Origin of the sequence: Hymenobacter daecheongensis DSM 21074, assembly GCF_900141805.1 — a bacterium.
In the GTDB taxonomy this organism is placed as follows: Bacteria; Bacteroidota; Bacteroidia; order Cytophagales; family Hymenobacteraceae; genus Hymenobacter; species Hymenobacter daecheongensis.
Genome location: NZ_FQYN01000003.1, coordinates 383,253 through 401,778, shown reverse-complemented (window position 1 = coordinate 401,778; position 18,526 = coordinate 383,253). Strand labels below are relative to the sequence as shown.

Genomic DNA, 18,526 nt, shown 5'->3' with positions numbered 1-18,526 from the left:
AGAAGAAGGAGCGCCCGGACTTACTGGCGCTCGATGCGGCGGATGGCCACCTGGCCATTGGTGCCCTGCAGCCGCACCACATACAGGCCGCGGGGCAGCGCCGTCAGGTCGAGGGTGGCGGGGCGGGCCGGGCCCAGCAGGAGCTGGGTGCGCTGCAGCTCAGCTCCCAGCACATTGTACACCGTCACGGCGTAGGAGCCGGCGGCGCTGGCATCGGGCAGGCGCAGGTGCAGCATTCCGTCCGGCGTGGGGTTGGGGAAGATGCTCAGGGCCGGCAGCGTGCGGGCCTCCGCGGTGGCCGTGCCCTGGCTGATTTCCACCGAATAGTCCTCCGTTTCGGCGTTCAGCTGATTCTGCAGGCAGGGGTTGGCCTGGTTGCTATTCAGCCGCGTCACGATGCGCATCCGGGTGAAGCCCACCAGGCTGGTCTGGCTGGGAATGGCAAAGCTGGAAAAGGAGCTGATGCCGGAAGCGCTGTTAGCCAGCAGCTCGTTGGTGGCAAACGTACCGTCGCGGTTGAAGTCAATCCAGACCGACGTAGTGCGCTGGAAGCCCTGGCCGGCCGTAGTGGTCAGGCTATACGTCTGGCCGATACGCAGCGTAATGGTGCGGCTCAGGTAGTTGCCGTAGCCGTTCGGGTCGGCTCCCGAAGAGTTGCTGAAATTCAGGGCCGGGCCCGTTACGCCCACGGTGGTCAGCCAGACGTTCTGGTTCTGGCCAGTGGAGGCGCAGTACTGCAGGCAGGGCACGGCCACGGTCAGGTAGCTGGTGCGGGTGCTGGTGTTGCTGCCAAAGGCGTTGGTGGCGGTCAGCGCCACGGTGTAAGTGCCCGACGTGGTGTACTGGTGCGAGGGGTTCTGCAGGGTGCTGGTAGTGCCGTCGCCGAAGTTCCAGAGCCACGAAGTCGGGGCGTTCTGGCTCTGGTCGGTGAACTGCACGGGGTTCACGCAGGCGGCGGGCACGTAGTTCGAAGTGAAGGCGGCCACCGGCGGGTTGGTGTTTGCGCGCACCGTCACGGTGTAGTCTTCGGCCTGGCCCAGCTGCGGATTGGCGCACGGCAGGCTGGCCCCGCCCACAAAGTCCGAAATCACGCGCAGGCGCAACGGCTGGTTTTTCACCGCCGACCCCGGAATGCTAATCGTGCCGGTCGGGCTCACCCGGTTCAGGGCCTGATACAGCAGCTCGGTGGTGGCATTGAGCACGCCGTCGTTGTTTAGGTCCAGCCACACCCGCGTGTCCTGCGCGTTGGCCGTGCCCGTGGTAATGCTGATGGCGTAGGAGTTGCCCTCCGTCAGCTCGACGCGGGAAGAGCAGGTAAAATCTTCGTAGCTGCCCACCGCCGAGGATTTGGTGAGCGTGCCCAGCGTGAACTGCGTGATGCCGTAGCCGCAGCACTGCGCCGCCGTGGTAGGCGCGCAGCTAGCCGCCACGGGCACCGTGCTGTTGTAGGTCACGTAGTTGGTGCGGGTGCGGGTGTTGCTGCCCGCGGCGTTGGTGGCCGTCAGCGTCACGGTGTAGGTGCCGGCGGTGGTGTAGCAGCGGCGGGGGCTCTGCAGGGTGCTGGTGGTGCCGTCGCCGAAGTTCCAGAGCCACGAGGTGGGCGAATTCTGGCTCTGGTCGGTGAACTGCACGCAACCCGAACACGTCAGGGGCTGGTCGGCAACAAATTCGGCGGTGGGGGCAGCCGTGTTGGTCACGGCCGTCAGGGCGTAGTCTTCGGTCTGCGAAAATACCGGCGTGGTGCAGGGACCCGGCACCGGCGAGCCGAAATAGTCGGCGGCCACGCGCAGCCGCAGGCGGGCGTTCAGCGTGGTGGTCAGGGGCAGGCGAATGGTGCCGGTGTGCAGGCGCTTGCTGTTTGAGGAAAACACCAACTCCGTGGTGGCATCGAAGGCCCCGTCGTTGTTGAGGTCGAGCCAGACCCGCACGTTCTCGTCGGTGTTGGCATTGGTCCGCACGCTGATGGCGTGGTCAGTGCCGACCGTGAGCGTGGCGCTGCCCGCGCACGAGTAGTCCTTATAGCCATCAGCCACGCCAATGGTGGTGCTGTTGATGGAGCCCAGCGTGACGTTGAAAATGCCCATGCCCACGCTGATGGCTCCCGGATTGGAAGCCGCGCCGGGCGTGCAGTTGGCCGCCACCGGGCATTGGGCCTGCGCAGTAGTGCCGGCCAGTAGTAGCAAGGCCGGAAGTAAAAAGCCGTAAAGTGCTGGCGCTTTGCGCCCAAAGCGTAGTAGTTGAATCATAGAAAACGCCGGAAATAGGGACGGGGAAATTTGTCCCTAAATGTAGCGACTAAATCCTATTCGCACGGTAGCCGGCCGGTCCGCGCGGGCCGGTTTTTTTCCGGCCGCGGCGGGGGCTGCCCCACGTTCGCAAAAGCCGTAGTTTTGCCTTTTCTGGCCCAGTCTGCCCGGCCAGTCTTCACGCTTGCTTTAGCTCATGAAAGGAAAAGTAGTTCTCATCACCGGGGGCACCTCCGGCATTGGCCGCGCCTGCGCGGTGGCATTTGGGCAGGTTGGTGCTCAAATAGTTGTCACGGGCCGCGACGAAGCCCGCCTGGCCGACACCGCCCAGGAACTGACCCGCCTGGGCATTGCGCACCGCACCGTGCGGGCCGATGTTGGCCGCGAAGAGGATTCGCAGCGGGCCGTAGCCGAAACCATCGCCGCTTTTGGCCGCCTCGACGTGCTGCTCAACAACGCCGGTATCTCCATGCGGGCCCGCTTCGAGGATGCCGACCTCGATGTAATCCGGCAGTTGATGCAGACCAATTTCTTCGGCACCGTGTACGCCACCAAGTTCGCGCTGCCGCACATTATAGCGGCCAAAGGCTCAATTGTGGGCATCAGCAGCATTGCCGGCTACCGAGGGCTGCCGGGGCGCACGGGCTATTCGGCCTCCAAATTTGCTATGCAGGGCTTTCTGGAAGCCTTGCGTACCGAGCTGCTGCCCCAGGGCGTACACGTGCTGGTGGCCTGCCCCGGCTTCACCACCTCCAACATCCGGCAGACCGCGCTGGCCGCCGACGGCTCCGCCCAGGGCGAATCGCCCCGCGACGAGCAGAAAATGATGAGCAGCGAGGAAGTGGCCCAGCACCTGCTGCGGGCCGTGCAGCAGCGCCGCCGCGACCTGGTGCTTACCGGCCAGGGCAAGCTCACCGTGTTGCTGAACAAGTGGTTTCCCGCCCTCACCGACCGCCTGGTGCTGAGCCACTTCCGCAAGGAGGAAGGCTCACCGGTATAAGGCAACCGGGCAGAAGCTAAGTAGTATGGCGGCGGCTTTTGGGATAAATAAGGCAGGGCAATGGCTGACCCGCGGCTTCAGCTTATTGCACCAGCAGCAGGTCGTTGCGGCGGATGTAGGCCTCGCGCCCGCGCCAGCGCACCCGATACCAAATGTCCTCCTGCCCCTGCACCACCAGCCGGTCGCCGGCGGTGGCGGTGGTGAGCCAGCTGGCCCCGGCGCTGGGACCGGCCATCAGCGCGGCGCGGGAGCGGGCCACTAGGCCCGTCTGGTCCGGCACCAACACATTCAGATACAGCGCCACCAGCCCCAGATACGTAGTGTAGGGTAGCCACCAGCGCCGCGCCGCGCCGCGTCGCAGCAGGAGCAGAATGCCACCCGCCACCGCCACGCCCAATAGCCCCTGCAACCCGCGATAGTAGTAGCGGCGAAAAGTGATGATCAATTCCTGCCGCCAGGAGGTGGTGTAGCCGGTAAGGCGGTGGTTCTGGGCTACTTCCGTGATTTTCAGCCAGGTTGTCCGGCGCGGCTGCCGGGCCTGCGCCAGACTCAGATAATAGAGTGCCGCCGGATAATGCCCCAAACCTTCCTGCACATACGCCATGCGCAGCAATGAGCGGTCAGAAGCCCGCCCATGCCGCCGCAGCTCCTGCCGATAAAGCGGATAAGCCGTTTCGTAGGCTCCCCGAGCAAACAGAGAATCGGCCTTGCGAAGAACTGGGCTAATAGTTTGACCGCTAGTAGTTTGAATAAGCAGCAAAAACAAGAAGCAAAAAAAGAGGCTGTTTTTCAGCAAAGCATTTGGCAGATTAAGCACGTTCGTCTACTTTTGCATCCGCAATCAGGGAGCACGCGTCCGGAATGCAAGTAAACGATTCTGTAGCTCAGCTGGTAGAGCAGTACACTTTTAATGTACGGGTCCTGGGTTCGAATCCCAGCGGGATCACCAAAAACCGCCATTGCAGGCTGCAATGGCGGTTTTTTTGTTACTGGGGCCGTGAGTGGGGCCGCCGCTGGCATAACATACGTCCCTGTTTCTGCCGTAGGAGGAAATTCTGGTAAACTCTTGTAAATACATGCCTAGTAGCAAGGTAAAGCGCCCTCCTTTTACTTTAGAAGCCGTTGTAAAGCGATTTGTGTATTCTCAATCGGTGACTATAGACGCCTGCGAAGCATACGCTAAGGGAGAATCTTTTACTTTACCCCAGATACCGGAGGATGAAGGAAGCCTTAAAAACCCACTGGCCTTTCCACAGCTCATTGAAGTTGATTCGGAGGGACGTCAGGTTCCGGCCTCACCTGCGCGTTGGGATGTCTTTCTTCTCCAGCGGCTACGAACTAGCGGCATTGAGCCTGTTAGTGCAGACGCTGTATTAATACCTTCTGAAGCTTACAATGTAGAGTTGCTCACTTTCCACCTGGGCCAGTTGGGATCTACACGTGCGAGAGCTGATTTTCAAGGGTATTTGCGGCGGCTATTATTGGAAGGCATTGGGGTAGCACAGCAAACCGATGAGAAGGAAGCAACACAAGTGCTGCGGAACACACTTGCTTGGCTGGAATCTTATAGTAAGCAGCTTGCTGCCGGACATCTAGCCGAGGCAAAAGGTGAAGGGCCAGGAAAGCACACTACTGTTAAGCAAAAAGTGTTGGCATATAAGCTACTGATAGCGCACGGAGAAGTAAAATTGTCTAACAACAACGATATCGACCAGCAGGTGGACTTTATTCACAGCCAGATTGGTAGCTATAAGACAACGATCCGCCGCTATCTGAACTCCAATCTCTCCGCGGTGGCGCGCGAGCGGGCAAGGGACTTTATCTATACAGAAGACAATTTCGAACAAGCGATACGATTTATTCATGGTATCCGTCCCTGTCTTGACACCGGTGCTTACCAATTAAAAGACGTTAGTAAAAAATAACCAATCCTGGAATTTCCTGGGAAGGGTGTACCTCCCACGGCTTTCCCACCGACCAAACATTTGCCTTCACTTTAATCAAAAGGAAGGTAAATGAAACTCTCCCCCACTACTCAGGAAGCGGCACTGGTGCTGTTGTCGCTTCCCCAACTGCGAGGCGTTCTTAGCGTCCTGCTCGACCAGAAAATGCAACCCTTGCTCGATGCTATGAGCAAAGGGGCACAGCACGGCATTTCAGAGTACTTCACCACGCGGGAAGCGCTGGAATTCGTCAAGCTGTCGAAGCCAACGCTGAACAAGCTGCGCCGCGAAGGCCGTATCACGGCTTACAATTCGTCGGACAAGCGCGTGCTGTACCGCCGCAGCGAATTAGTGGCCTATTTGGAAAAGGCGAAAGTAAAGGGGGGGCCGCTCGAATGCTAAGCACGGTCAAACTCATCGAGACCAAGGCCCTGCACCTGCACGTGAAAGTAGGTGAGTGGATGGCCGGGCGGGCCAAGTCGGCCGTGTCAGAACAAGCGCGTAAGCGCCATGACGAGCTGCTCCAAGATGTGGGGGAAATCTACCACCTCGCTCATTCGTTGCGGGGGCAAATGCCCGTTTCGAACGTCGAAGCTAAACTGCGGTGGCCGAAGCTCTGGGCTTTCGCCGAGGGGCAAATACTGCGCCTGAAGAAGCAGGACCCTTCCCTGAAGCAGTTCTTGCTGCAGATCGGTGCCGACGCGCCGCGGGATGCGCGTCCCCATAACCAGGGGTGGATCACCTACCCCAAGTGCATCGATAAACTCTTGTCGAAGCTGGGGATATGAAGCGCACTACGAATTCGACCGCGGCTACACCTTCGCTGGTGGCCGACGGTGACCAAAAGCTGCGGGCAGTAGAAACCTACATTTCGACAAATAATGAGCTGTACTACAACGTTGTCAAGGAAGTAGTGGAGTGGCGCCCGGCGGGCAGCGCCGCTCCTTACCAACTGCTGGACGATTACCGCCTCAACAGCCTGAGCCGCGAATTGACGCATCACGGCTGCCCCATGCGCCCGGATGGTCTGTACCGTTTGCTGGCCTCGGACTTCACCCCCCGCGTTGACCCGCTGCAGCAGTATTTCATCGGCCTGGGCGAAAGCCCAGCCGATGGAACCATCGCCCAGCTGGCGGCTACCGTGACGGTGGCAGACCCGGCGACATTTGCCCTCTACCTGAAGAAGTGGGTCGTGTCCGTTGTAGCTAACGCGCTGACATCGACGGGATGCCAGAATCATACGTGCTTGGTATTGACGGGCGGGCAGGGCCGTGGTAAAACTACGTGGTTGGAGCTGCTCTGCCCCAAACCACTGGCTCAGCAGTATCTGTTCACCGGCAAAATCCATGTCGAGAGCAAGGACACGCAGTTGTTGCTGTCGGAATACCTCTTCATCAACATCGACGATCAGCTCCGCACGCTCAATAAGCAGGACGAGAACTCGCTCAAAACGCTCATTACCCAGCCCTCCGTGAAAGTGCGGCGTCCTTACGCCCGCCTCATTACCGAACTGCCGCGCCGCGCCTCGTTCATGGGCAGCGTCAACGGCGCCGACTTCCTCACCGATCCCACCGGTTCGCGGCGGTTTTTGCCCTTCGAGGTCGAGGCTATCGACCTCGAGGCGGCCCAGCAGGTAGATATCACGGCCGTGTGGCGCGAAGCTTATCAGCTCTGGAAGGGCGGCTTTCAGTACTGGTTTGCCGATGACGAAATGCTGACGGTGCACGAGCGTAACCGGCAGTTCCAGCACGACACCCCCGAATACGACCTAGTGGCGGCGACTTTCGTGGCGGGCAACAACTTCCTGACCTTGGCCCAGATCAAGGAGCGCCTGCAGGTGGGGCTGACCACACGCAACCTGCGCGACAAAGCGGTAGGGGAGGCGCTGGCTCGGTTAGGCATCAAGCGCCAGCAGAGGCGCATTGAGGGGGACCACCGGGTGGCAGGCTACCTGGTGAGGGAATTGGTGCACGCGGCGTGGGAGGATAAGACCTCCCGCCCGATTCCCTAGTCCCATACTTCTTGCTCTTTCTTCCCGTGCCAGTCGTGACGGCAGCTCCTGGGCCTCCAGCAGCCTTTTGGTCGGGTGGCTTGCTCAGAGGCGTCACGTGACGCGATTGGGGCGCGTCACGGCTGTCACGGGAAGAACGCAGCACAATCCCCACCAAGACATTGATTCTTGGCTCTTCCACCTTTCTAGTTTTCTTCCATATGAATTTCTCCGAAAAAGAATGCAGTGTCTGCGGTGAGCCCATTTCGGGTCGCACCGATAAAACCTTTTGCAGCGTGGCCTGCCGGGTGCGCGCCCATCGTCAGCGCCAAGTCGAATCCATCGACGTGGACTTTGAAGACGTCTCTTCCACCAAACTGACCCCGGTTACTGGCTTGTTGCCGTGGCATGAGCCAGCTCCACCGGCCTCTACGCCATTGTCCGTAGTGTCCTTTCAGCCGGTCAGTTCGGCCTCCCATGCGGTAGGTGACTATATGACCCGCTACCGGGCGGAACAAGCGGCGCAGGAAGCTGAACAGAAACGTCGCCATGAGGAAGCGTTGTGCCGCGAAGTGCATGAGCACTATGTGCAGGCCATCGAGCCATTCTTGGAATACGAAGGCCAGCGCCTCCACATGAAACAATTGCAGCAGCTCCTGGATGTGGTTGTTGATGCACGGGAAGACTATAAGCAGCACCCGCACCTCGCCCAGCCGGAGAGCGTTGCCCGTCAGCGCCTGAACGATCTGTGGGACGTGGCGCAGGAACTCCGTGAAACGCAGCAGGAAGCCCAAAGCAGCTTCTTCACCGGTCAGAAAGCGCGTTACGATCTAACAAAAAAGTGGCGTAAGCAGCTAAGAGAACGGCTGCTGGAATAAGGGTTAGTGCCGTTACAGAAACGGGTATTGTAACGCATAGTTAACGGTTAGTTACGCCTCTGCAACGTTTACTTGGAAACGTTCTATGTCCCGACCAAAAAAGACACTACAAACTGTAGTGTCTTTTTTGTTACCCAATATTTTCTTGATGAAGCTGGCTACCTCCTATATGTATAAATAGCCCCATGGGTGAGGAAAAATGCCATAAGTACATCATCTCAGCCACGGCCTTTAATGTCCACAAACTCTACATTAGTTGCAGTCTTTTAGATGGCCCAGTCTATCTTGCAAGGCTATATTCTCATACTTCCTTTGATTTCTTTCTCCTCTTTGCCTTAGATGAATACCGCCGTCCACAACAAACTTGTTTCCTTCATCTGGTCCATAGCCGACGACTGCCTGCGCGACGTTTATGTCCGTGGGAAGTACCGTGATGTAATTCTGCCCATGGTGGTGCTGCGCCGCCTTGATGCGCTGCTGGAACCGACCAAAGATGCCGTCATGGAAGAGCTGACTTTCCAGCGGGATGATGCCGGCCTGACCGAGTGGGATGAGGCCGGCCTGCGCCAGGCTGCCGGGTACGTGTTCTACAACACCAGCCCCTGGACGCTGCAGCGCCTGAAAGGCACGGCCACTAACAACCAGCAGATCTTGGTTGCCAACTTTGAGGAGTACCTGAACGGCTTCAGCAGCAACGTCAAGGAGATTGTTGACAAGTTTAAGCTCAAGGCGCAGATGCGCCACATGGCCACCAAGGACGTGCTGCTGGATGTGCTGGAGAAATTCACGTCGCCATACATTAACCTCACGCCATTCGAGAGCAACGACCCGGACGGCCGCAAGCTGCCCGCGCTGAGCAATCTGGGCATGGGCTACGTGTTCGAGGAGCTTATTCGCCGCTTCAACGAGGACAATAACGAAGAGGCTGGGGAGCACTTCACGCCCCGCGAAGTCATCGACCTAATGACCCACCTCGTGTTTGAGCCGATCAAGGATACGATGCCCTCGGTTATCACCATCTACGACCCGGCCTGCGGCTCGGGGGGAATGCTAACGGAGTCGCAGAACTTCGTCAAGGACGAGGAAGGCATCATCCGCGCCTCTTCCGACGTGTACCTGTTTGGCAAAGAAATTAACGACGAGACCTACGCCATCTGCAAGAGCGACATGATGATCAAGGGCAATAACCCCGAGAACATCCGCGTCGGCTCCACGCTGGCCACAGACGAGTTTGCTGGCCGCCAGTTCAACTTCATGCTCTCCAACCCGCCGTACGGCAAGAGCTGGGCCTCCGACCTCAAGCACATCAAGGATGGCAAAGATGTCATCGACCCGCGCTTCGTCATCAAGCTGCGCAACTATTGGGGGGAGGAAGAGGCGGTGGACGCCACCCCGCGCTCTAGCGACGGCCAGCTGCTGTTTCTGATGGAGATGGTGAGCAAGATGAAGCCGCTGGACCAGAGCCCCGTAGGCTCGCGCATCGCCTCGGTGCACAATGGCTCCTCGCTCTTCACCGGCGATGCGGGCGGGGGCGAGAGCAACATCCGCCGCCACCTTATTGAAAATGACTGGCTCGAAGCCATTATCCAGCTGCCCAACAACCTGTTCTACAACACGGGCATCACCACCTACATCTGGCTACTGAGCAACTGCAAGCCGGCCCACCGCCGCGGCAAGGTGCAGCTCATCGACGCTAGCCTGCTGTACCGTAAGCTGCGCAAGAACCTGGGCAACAAGAACTGCGAGTTCTCGCCCGAGGACATCCGCGAAATCGTGCGAGTGCACCTGGAGATGGAGGCCGTGGAGAAGCAGGTGAACCCGGTAACGGGCGAGGACCAGGGCATTGGCTCCAAACTCTTCGACAACCGCGACTTTGGCTATTACAAAGTCACCGTGGAGCGGCCCAAGCGTCTGATGGCCCAATTCACGGAGGAGCGCATTGCCACACTGCGCTTCGACAAGAGCCTGCGCGAGGCGATGGAGTGGGCTTACACGCAATACGGCGAGGAAATTTACACCGAGCTAGCTCAACACGAGAAGGAGCTGCTGCACTGGTGCGAGCAGCAGGAGCTGAACCTGAGCGCCAAGCAGGCCAAGGCCCTGTGTAGCCCTGATACCTGGAACAGGGGACGGTTGCTGATGCAAACGGCCACCCGCCTGATGCAGCGAGTGGGTTCGGATGCTTGGAGCGACTTCAACAAGTTTACTAACGCCGTTAACGAGGGCCTCATGAGCCTCGGCTCCAAGCTGACGGCCTCCGACAGAAACGCCATTCTCGGTGCGGTGAGCTGGTATGATGCCGCGGCGGAGAAGGTGGTGAAGGGAACGGTCAAGCTGAACGGCAACAAGCTAGACACCTTACTGGAGCGCTTGGGCTGCACCGAGGCCCAGCTGCCGGACTTTGGCTATTACCCCACCGGCCGCAAGGGCGAGTGGCTGCAATACGAAAGTGACTCAGACCTGCGCGATACTGAGTCGGTGCCGCTGAAGGAGGATATTTATTCCTTCTTCATGCGCGAGGTGCGGCCCCACGTCGAGGAAGCCTGGCTAAACCTGGAAACTACCAAAATCGGTTACGAAATCTCCTTCAATAAATATTTCTACCGCCACAAGCCATTGCGCGATATCGAGTTGGTGACTAAGGAAATTCTTAAGCTGGAGCGTGATAGTGAAGGCCTTATCCACGATATCTTAACTCTTGTCTAATGGAATCTACTATTGCTGAAATCGAGGTTCAGAGGTACGAAGCGTACATGAATTCTGGTGTTTCTTGGGTCAAGGAAATTCCGGCGCACTGGGAGCTCAAAAAAGGGAAATGGCTTTTTCAGAAACAGGACCGCCCAGTTCGAGCAAGTGATGATATTGTCACCTGCTTTCGTGATGGCCAGGTAACTCTGCGGATAAATCGAAAGACCGAAGGGTTTACCAATGCGCTGAAAGAACATGGCTATCAGGGCATACGCAAAGGTGACTTAGTCATTCATGCCATGGATGCATTTGCTGGAGCTATCGGCGTTTCGGACTCTGATGGAAAAGCTACACCTGTTTATGCAGCATGCGTGCCCCGTATATCAGGTTCGGTCAACCCCTATTTCTTTGCTTATTTGCTCAGAAATATGGCAAAAACTGGGTTTATCGAATCCTTGGCAAAAGGAATTAGAGAGCGGTCAACTGATTTTCGATACAGTGATTTTGGAGAACTGGAGTTGACCTGTCCACCGCTAGAGGAGCAAACCACCATAGTTGATTTTCTCGACCGCAAAACTGCCCAGATTGACCAAGCCATTGCTCAAAAGAAGCGCCTGATTGAGCAGTTGCAGGAGCGGCGGCAGATCCTCATCCAGCGGGGTGTTACTCGTGGCCTCAATCCCGATGTACCGATGAAGGACAGCGGGATGGATTGGATTGGGCAGATACCAGCGCATTGGGAAGTTAAGAAGCTAAAGTACGTAGTCAAAATTCTTAAAAGGATTGCGAATGCAACCGGTATTGACGTTCTATCTATTACTCAACGCGGAGTAAAAGTTAAGGATATCAACAGCGGCGAAGGGCAAATAGCTTTAGACTACTCGAAATACCAGCTAGTATTTCGAGGGGAATTTGCCATGAACCATATGGACTTACTTACGGGGTATGTTGATATTTCTAATTTTGATGGTGTCGTTAGTCCTGACTATCGAGTATTCACCTTGACGAATTCGAAGTTTGACAAGCACTACCTGCTGCGGCTCTTTCAACTTTGCTATAAGTGCAGGGTGTTTTATGCCTACGGACAAGGGGTGTCTCAGCTCGGGCGCTGGCGATTCCCTGCTGAAAATTTTAACGATTTCATTATACCTCAACCACCACATGGTGAGCAGCAAGAAATAGCGGATGCTATTGACAAAATAGAACTGGCTTCAGACAAGTCTATTAATCAGGCTGAGCTTCAGATAAAAAAACTCCGCGAATACAAATCAATCCTCATCAACGCCGCCGTTACGGGCAAAATTAAGGTGTGCTAGATGAATGACGTGGAGGTAGTGGAAAGCCCAGCGGTAGCGGCTGCCAGGGCGAGTAAATCCGTGGCCGAAATTATTTCGGTGAAGGAGCTGCTGGCCAAACCCAACCTGCGGATTCCCCTGTATCAGCGCCCCTACAAGTGGAGCCTGAAAAACGTGGGGCAGTTGCTGGACGACGTGCTGCAGCATAAAGGCAAATCGGCCTACCGCCTGGGCACCGTGGTGCTGCACCGGGACGAGGCCGGCCTGCTCAACCTGGTGGACGGGCAGCAGCGGACGGTTACGCTGGGGCTGATTGCCCGGGCGCTGTACGAGCGGCGCAGCGGCGAGGGTGATACGCGGGCCTTCTGGCCCGACCTCAGCCAGCTTCGCTTCACTGGCCCTGTGTCGCGGGAAAACCTGCAACGCAACTACCAGGCAATTCGCCGCCGCATCGGTGCCTTCGACGAGGCAACCACCCGCTTCTTTTTCGAGCAGTGCGAGGTGGTGCTGGTCGTTATCGACGACCTCTCAGAAGCCTTCCAGTTCTTCGATTCGCAGAACGCCCGCGGCAAGGAACTGGCCCCCCACGACCTGCTCAAGGCGTTTCACCTGCGCGAAATGGGGCACTTGCCCGAGCCCGTCCGCATGGCCGCCGTGCAACCCTGGCAGGACGCCGACCAGCAGGCACTGGCCCGGCTTTTCCACGATTACCTGTTCCGCATCCGCAACTGGGCTAAAAGCCGCCCGGCCCGCGACTTTACCCGCGCCGACGTGGCCGTCTTCAAAGGCGCAAACCTACAAGGTCCGCAGACCCACCCCCACGAGCGCCTGCACCGCATGGCCGACGTATATGTAGCCGGCTACCGCCAGCACCCCGACCGGCAGATTGACGGCCAGCAGCTGGCGTACCCCTTCCAGCTCGACCAGACCGTAGTAAACGGCCAGCGGTTTTTCGAGCTGGTGACGCACTACCAAGCGCAGGTAGCAACCCTGTGCCACTTCAAACAGCTCCAGGACCAACTCCCCGAAACCAGCACTGCCCACCGAATTCTGACCGCCCTCGACCAGTACGAAGGCTGCCACCGCACCGGCGACCAATATGTGCGCACACTCTTCGAGTGCGCGTTGCTGTATTACGTGGACCGGTTTGGCCACCACGAGCTGTGCCGCGCCATTGAGGTGCTGTTCGTGTGGGCCTACCGGGTGCGTCTGGAACTGCAGTCCGTGCGCCTAGCCTCCATCGATAACCACGCCCTGCAAGGCGTGCAGATGTTCCAACTTATCCGCGAGGCGCTGGCCCCGCACGAGGTGCTGGCGGCCCCACTGCCTCTGGTTGTCAACGCCGTTGCCAGCCGGGTAGAACGCCTGAAAGAGCTATTCAAACAATTACACTATGAAGTCCGCTAGTATTCCTGAAGAATATTCTATTCGTGACTTATTTGGCTCCGGCCACTACGTCATCCCCCTCTACCAGCGCAACTACGCCTGGACGGAGCAAGAAGTGCTCCAGCTAATTCAGGACGTTGCCGATTATGCGCTCAATAAACCGAATACCCGGTATCGTATCGGGACGCTCATTGCCTATGAGCGGGAGAGCGGGCAAGGCATCGTGCGCGAAACCATCGACGGGCAGCAGCGGCTAACTACGCTCAACATTCTGTTGTGCGCATTGAAGCGCGAATACGCTGCTAAATTGTCGAAGCAGCAGTTGGCCCAGCTAACAACTCGCTTCCAGCTCAACCTGCAATACGACAGCCGGCCCTCGTCTACGGAGACGCTACGCGTACTCTTTCAAGAAGGCCCCCTGCGCTTTTCTTCGGACAAGACCTATAACACCGAAATCAGGCAAGCCTACGAAGTGGCTGTACGAAGCCTGCGCCACCTCCCAACTGAAAAGGGAATTTCGGTGAGCCAGTTCTTTGGCTACTTGCTCGACAACGTTTCCATCCTGTTCGTCACGGTGCCCCCCGACACCGATTTGAACCATTACTTCGAGATTATGAACAGCCGGGGCGAGCAGCTCGAAAAGCACGAAGTGCTTAAGGCTCAGTTGCTCAATGTGCTGCGAGAAGACCATCGGGCCAGCCACTGCTTCAATCGAATTTGGGAAGCCTGCGCCCACATGGAGCGCTATGTGCAGTATGGGTTTGTTCCTGACGTGCGGACCGCTCTTTTCGGCAACGAGTGGAGCCTGCTGCGGGCCGGAGATTTTGAGGCCGTTGCTGAAAAACTCTACTCTGGCCAAGGGCCCGGCTTACACCTTAACGAATACGACCTCGACAGCATCCTCAGTCAGGGTGCGTCCTCGTCCCAAACCAGCGCCAGCAAGTCTGACAGCGACGACGCGTCGCGTTTCACGGCCGTTATCAACTTCCCTAATTTCCTGCTGCACATCCTGCGGATACAGGTAGCCGATGAAGCGCGGCGTACAAACGAGGCTGTTGACGCACAGAGCCAAGTCAGGCTGGACGATAAGGATTTGCTGGACGCATTTAATGCCCAACTTAACAAGGCTCTGGACCAGCAGAAATTCGTTCAGGATTTTGCCTACAACCTACTCCGGGGCCGCAACCTGTTCGATACGTTCGTGCTGAAACGCGAATATGATAACACGGGGGATGGCTGGAGCTTAAAGGCGATGAAAAAGAGCTCGTCAGCATCGGCCTACTATGCCGATACATTCGGCGACGATGTAACGGGCCTGAACCGGGAGGTGCTGATGCTGCTGGCCATGTTCCATGTGTCGAACCCCACCCAGATTTATAAACACTGGTTAAGCGGGGCGCTCAACTACCTGTTTGCTCAGCAGCGGGTCACGGCCCATGAGTACCGCAATTACCTGCAGCGGCTGGCCAACGGCTTCCTGTTCAACCGCTACCTGACGGATGCCAAGCAGGAGTATTACGAAATGATTTTCACACCTCATGGATTGAACCGGCAGCCAGTCCCGAATGAGGCGCTGCTGCACCAAGGCACGGGCGTAGAGAATTTCGTTTTCAACTACCTGGATTTTCTGCTCTGGAAGCGAGACAAAGCAGCTCACAAAGACTTCGAGTTTACCTTCCGCAGCTCGGTTGAGCACTACTATCCCCAGCACCCGCTCGACGCGGAGCCACTGCCTGACAAGTATCTACACCACTTCGGCAACCTCTGCCTAATCAGTTCCTCCAAGAACTCAGCCCTACGCAATTATCTGCCGTGGGCTAAGAAAGACCATTACATCCGCGTCAGGCCCGATAGCCTCAAACAGCGCCTGATGATGGATTTGACCACCAAGGAATGTGATTGGAACGTCGAAGCGATAAAGACGCACGGCCAGGCCATGAAGGACCTGCTTTTAGCTCAGAGGCACGGAAAAGGTATTTCACTTGCCGTACTAACAACACTTTTATAATATGCCTACCCTTACCAACGAACAAGCATTAGAAGCCGCAATTCAGAAACGGCTGACCGGAACCTGCCTGGAAGAACTGGCCAATCCGGCTCTACCGTCCTTGGTAGAGGAGCAAACCGAGGCATACCGGGGGGGGGATGGCTATTACATTGGCTTCGCAGCCAATTTCGACGCCCGTTATGCCATCGATGAGCGGCGCTTCTGGCATTTTCTGGAGGCCACGCAGGGCAAAGAGCTGGACAAGATTCGCCAGCAGTCCGACTGGAAGCTCAAAATATTGGAACGGCTGGACCGGCTCATCAAGAAGTACGGACTACTGCGCGTGCTGCGCAAGGGCCTAGAAGTAGACGATGCACACTTCACCCTGTTCTACCCGCTTCCTTTGGCCTCGAGCAGCCAGCAAATCAAGGACTCCTTCGATTCCAACGAATTCAGCGCCATGCGCCAGGTGCGCTACAGCCTGGCCAACAAGGGAGAGGAAATAGATTTGGTACTCTTCGTCAATGGCTTGCCCTTCAGCACCCTGGAACTCAAGAATGCCTGGACGGGTCAGAACGCCAAAGTGAACGGGCAAAACCAGTACCGGTATGAGCGCGACGCGCAGCAACCACTGCTGCAGTTTGGCCGCTGCCTGGTGCATTTTGTCGTGGACACGGAGGAGGTATACATGACGACCCGCCTGGACGGCGCCAAAACTTTCTTCCTGCCCTTCAACAAAGGGCACAACCACGGCAAAGGCAATCCACCCCATCCCTTCGGCCACCGCACTACTTACCTGTGGGAGGAAGTCCTGAAGCGCCACAGCGTGGCCAACATCCTGCAGCATTTTGTGCGGCTGGACGGGCGTGACACCGATCAACTCAGCAAGCGTACTCTTTATTTTCCGCGGTACCACCAGTTGCAGGTAGTGCGGAAGCTGGTCGAACACGCGTCCAGCCACGGAGTCGGACAGCGTTACCTAATTCAGCATTCGGCGGGCTCCGGCAAGTCCAACTCCATTACCTGGGCTGCTTACCAGCTCATCGAAACCTACCCGCAGCACGCGCAGGTAGCCGGAAGTAGGGGAGTGGCCAATCCCCTGTTCGATTCGGTGATAGTAGTCACGGACCGCCGCTTGCTCGACAAACAGCTGCGCGATAACATCAAGGACTTCTCCGAGGTCAAAAACATTGTGGCCCCGGCGCACTCGTCCCGCGAGTTGAAGGAAGCCCTGGAACAGGGTAAGCGCATTATTATCACCACTATTCAAAAGTTTCCCTTCATCGTCGACGGCATTGCCGATCTGAGTGAGAAGCGGTTTGCCGTCATCATTGACGAAGCCCACAGTTCGCAGGGTGGCTCCACGGCCGATAAGATGAACCAGGCCATGGGCAGCTTCACCGACGAAGATTCGGATGCGTCGGATCCTCAGGATCTGATTCTGGCAGCTATGCAGGCCCGCAAGATGCGGGGCAACGCTTCCTACCTCGCTTTCACGGCTACTCCCAAGAACGCTACGCTCGAGAAATTCGGCATCAAGGGTGAGGACGGCAAGTTCCGCCCGTTCCACTTGTATTCGATGAAGCAGGCAATCGAGGAAGGCTTCATTCTAGACGTAGTGGCCAATTACACTACTTACAAGAGCTACTATGAGATTCAGAAATCAGTAGCTGAAAATCCTCTCTTCGATACGGCCAAGGCGCAGAAAAAGCTTCGGGCCTTTGTCGAGCGTCATCCGGAAACCATCGCCACCAAGGCGGAGATAATGCTCGACCACTTCCTGAGCAGCGTGGTGAACACCAAGAAGCTCAAGGGTAAGGCCAAAGGCATGGTCGTCACCCAGAACATTGAAGCGGCTATCCGGTACTATCAAGCCCTGCGCACCCTGCTCCAGCACCGTGGCCATCCATTCCGGATTGCCATTGCCTTCTCGGGAAAAAAGAAAGTGGACGGCATTGAACATACCGAAGACTCGCTCAACGACTTCCCGGAGAGCCTAGACACTGCCAAGCCCACTGACCCCGGCTACATAACGGACCGCATCGCCCGGTTTTTTGACCACGATGAGTATCGCCTGTTGGTGGTAGCCAACAAATACCTTACGGGTTTCGACCAACCCAAGCTCTCGTCCATGTACGTGGACAAAAAGCTGCTAGGCGTGTTGGCCGTTCAGGCCCTTTCCCGCCTGAACCGGTCGGCTAACAAGCTGGGCAAGAAAACGGAGGATCTGTTTGTACTTGACTTCTGGAACTCGACTGAAGACATCAAGAAGTCTTTTGACGACTTCTATACTGCCACTACTCTGAGCCAGGCGACGAACGTGAACGTCCTGCACGAGTTGAAAGGCAATCTGGACGATGTAGGAGTTTATGAATGGAGCGAGGTCGTGGAATTTGCCAATCGATACTTCTTGGGTAAAGATGCCGAGAAGGAGCTAAGCCCCATTCTGCAGCTGGCGGAGGACCGGTTTAGCCACGAACTTGACTTGGAGGAGAAGCGAAAGGTTGACTTCAAGATCAAGGCCAAGCAGTTTGTCAAAATTTACGGGCAGCTGGCTTCCATTTTGCCGTTTGACATCGTCAAGTGGGAGCAACTGTTCTGGTTCCTGAAGTTCCTGATCCCTCGCCTTAAGCTTCAAGACCCCAACCAGGACACGCTGGATGCGCTGATGGACTCGGTTGACTTAGCCACTTATGGCTTGGAGCGAGTTAAGCTTAATGCAGCCATTGGGTTGGACGATTCCGAAACAGAACTTGATCCGCAGAACCCAAACCCCCGCGGAGCCCATGATCCGGACTCTGAGAAGGATTTGCTTGATTTGATAATCAAAGCTTTCAATGAGCGTTGGTTCCAAGGCTGGGAAGCCACGCCTGAAGACCAGCGTGTCAAGTTTCTGAATATCGTCCGCGGTATGCAGGCACACCCTGACTTCAAAGCTAAATTTCAGGACAACCCAGACAATCAAACCCGAGAAATGACCTTTGACCGCATATTCGATGAGGTAATCAACAGTCAGCGTCGAACAGAACTAGACCTCTACAAGATGCTGTCTAAGGATGACTCTTTCAAGCATGCTTTTGTAGAAACGGTAAAGCGGCTTTTGTCTGCTTAGA

The 18,526-nt window shown here is 56.9% G+C and carries 13 protein-coding genes and 1 tRNA gene; 12 read left to right on the top strand and 2 right to left on the bottom strand.

The features are described 5' to 3' along the window. Window positions 1-20: 20 nt before the first annotated feature. Window positions 21-2,246, bottom strand: a complete 2,226-nt coding sequence (locus tag BUB62_RS19720; protein WP_084538901.1) for a GEVED domain-containing protein — start codon at window positions 2,244-2,246, stop codon at window positions 21-23. 196 nt (window positions 2,247-2,442) lie between these two features. On the opposite strand from BUB62_RS19720, the gene BUB62_RS07405 reads away from it, so the two are divergent. Beyond that, window positions 2,443-3,246 carry an SDR family oxidoreductase gene (locus tag BUB62_RS07405; RefSeq protein ID WP_073108118.1) on the top strand — a complete coding sequence of 268 codons (804 nt, stop codon included), beginning with the start codon at window positions 2,443-2,445 and terminating at the stop codon, window positions 3,244-3,246. Window positions 3,247-3,328: 82 nt separating this feature from the next. Here the strand turns inward: BUB62_RS07405 and BUB62_RS07400 are convergent, their stop codons facing one another. Further along, on the bottom strand, window positions 3,329-4,006 hold the full coding sequence (locus BUB62_RS07400; RefSeq protein WP_143164074.1) for an SH3 domain-containing protein: 678 nt from the start codon (window positions 4,004-4,006) through the stop codon (window positions 3,329-3,331). Between the two features lie 113 nt (window positions 4,007-4,119). Here BUB62_RS07400 and BUB62_RS07395 point away from each other — a divergent pair. The 11 genes from BUB62_RS07395 to BUB62_RS07345 all read left to right on the top strand — a co-directional run bounded on the left by BUB62_RS07395 (window position 4,120) and on the right by BUB62_RS07345 (window position 18,525). After that, window positions 4,120-4,195: transfer RNA gene (locus tag BUB62_RS07395), tRNA-Lys, on the top strand. 127 nt (window positions 4,196-4,322) lie between these two features. Next, window positions 4,323-5,171, top strand: coding sequence for a hypothetical protein (locus BUB62_RS18955; protein WP_143164073.1), 849 nt, complete (start codon window positions 4,323-4,325; stop codon window positions 5,169-5,171). Between the two features lie 90 nt (window positions 5,172-5,261). After that, window positions 5,262-5,591 carry a helix-turn-helix domain-containing protein gene (locus BUB62_RS07385; protein ID WP_084538900.1) on the top strand — a complete coding sequence of 110 codons (330 nt, stop codon included), beginning with the start codon at window positions 5,262-5,264 and terminating at the stop codon, window positions 5,589-5,591. Beyond that, a complete protein-coding gene (locus tag BUB62_RS07380; RefSeq protein ID WP_073108110.1) occupies window positions 5,585-5,977 on the top strand; it encodes a hypothetical protein in 393 nt (130 codons plus the stop codon). The genes BUB62_RS07385 and BUB62_RS07380 overlap by 7 nt, the downstream gene beginning before the upstream one ends. Beyond that, on the top strand, window positions 5,974-7,200 hold the full coding sequence (locus tag BUB62_RS07375) for a VapE domain-containing protein (RefSeq protein ID WP_084538899.1): 1,227 nt from the start codon (window positions 5,974-5,976) through the stop codon (window positions 7,198-7,200). Before BUB62_RS07380 ends, BUB62_RS07375 begins: the two co-directional genes overlap by 4 nt. A 200-nt stretch (window positions 7,201-7,400) precedes the next feature. Further along, a complete protein-coding gene (locus tag BUB62_RS18950) occupies window positions 7,401-8,057 on the top strand; it encodes a hypothetical protein (protein ID WP_143164072.1) in 657 nt (218 codons plus the stop codon). A gap of 339 nt (window positions 8,058-8,396) precedes the next feature. Next, on the top strand, window positions 8,397-10,763 hold the full coding sequence (locus BUB62_RS07365) for a type I restriction-modification system subunit M (protein WP_073108105.1): 2,367 nt from the start codon (window positions 8,397-8,399) through the stop codon (window positions 10,761-10,763). Further along, window positions 10,763-12,061, top strand: a complete 1,299-nt coding sequence (locus tag BUB62_RS07360; protein WP_073108103.1) for a restriction endonuclease subunit S — start codon at window positions 10,763-10,765, stop codon at window positions 12,059-12,061. Before BUB62_RS07365 ends, BUB62_RS07360 begins: the two co-directional genes overlap by 1 nt. A 60-nt stretch (window positions 12,062-12,121) precedes the next feature. After that, the gene (locus BUB62_RS07355; RefSeq protein ID WP_159437419.1) at window positions 12,122-13,447 is read left to right on the top strand and encodes a DUF262 domain-containing protein; all 1,326 of its coding nucleotides are present in this window, start codon (window positions 12,122-12,124) and stop codon (window positions 13,445-13,447) included. Next, complete coding sequence (locus BUB62_RS07350; RefSeq protein ID WP_073108099.1) at window positions 13,434-15,434, top strand: GmrSD restriction endonuclease domain-containing protein; 2,001 nt, start codon at window positions 13,434-13,436, stop codon at window positions 15,432-15,434. Before BUB62_RS07355 ends, BUB62_RS07350 begins: the two co-directional genes overlap by 14 nt. A 1-nt stretch (window position 15,435) precedes the next feature. Then, window positions 15,436-18,525 carry a type I restriction endonuclease subunit R gene (locus BUB62_RS07345; protein ID WP_073108097.1) on the top strand — a complete coding sequence of 1,030 codons (3,090 nt, stop codon included), beginning with the start codon at window positions 15,436-15,438 and terminating at the stop codon, window positions 18,523-18,525. The last annotated feature ends 1 nt before the right edge of the window (window position 18,526 follow it).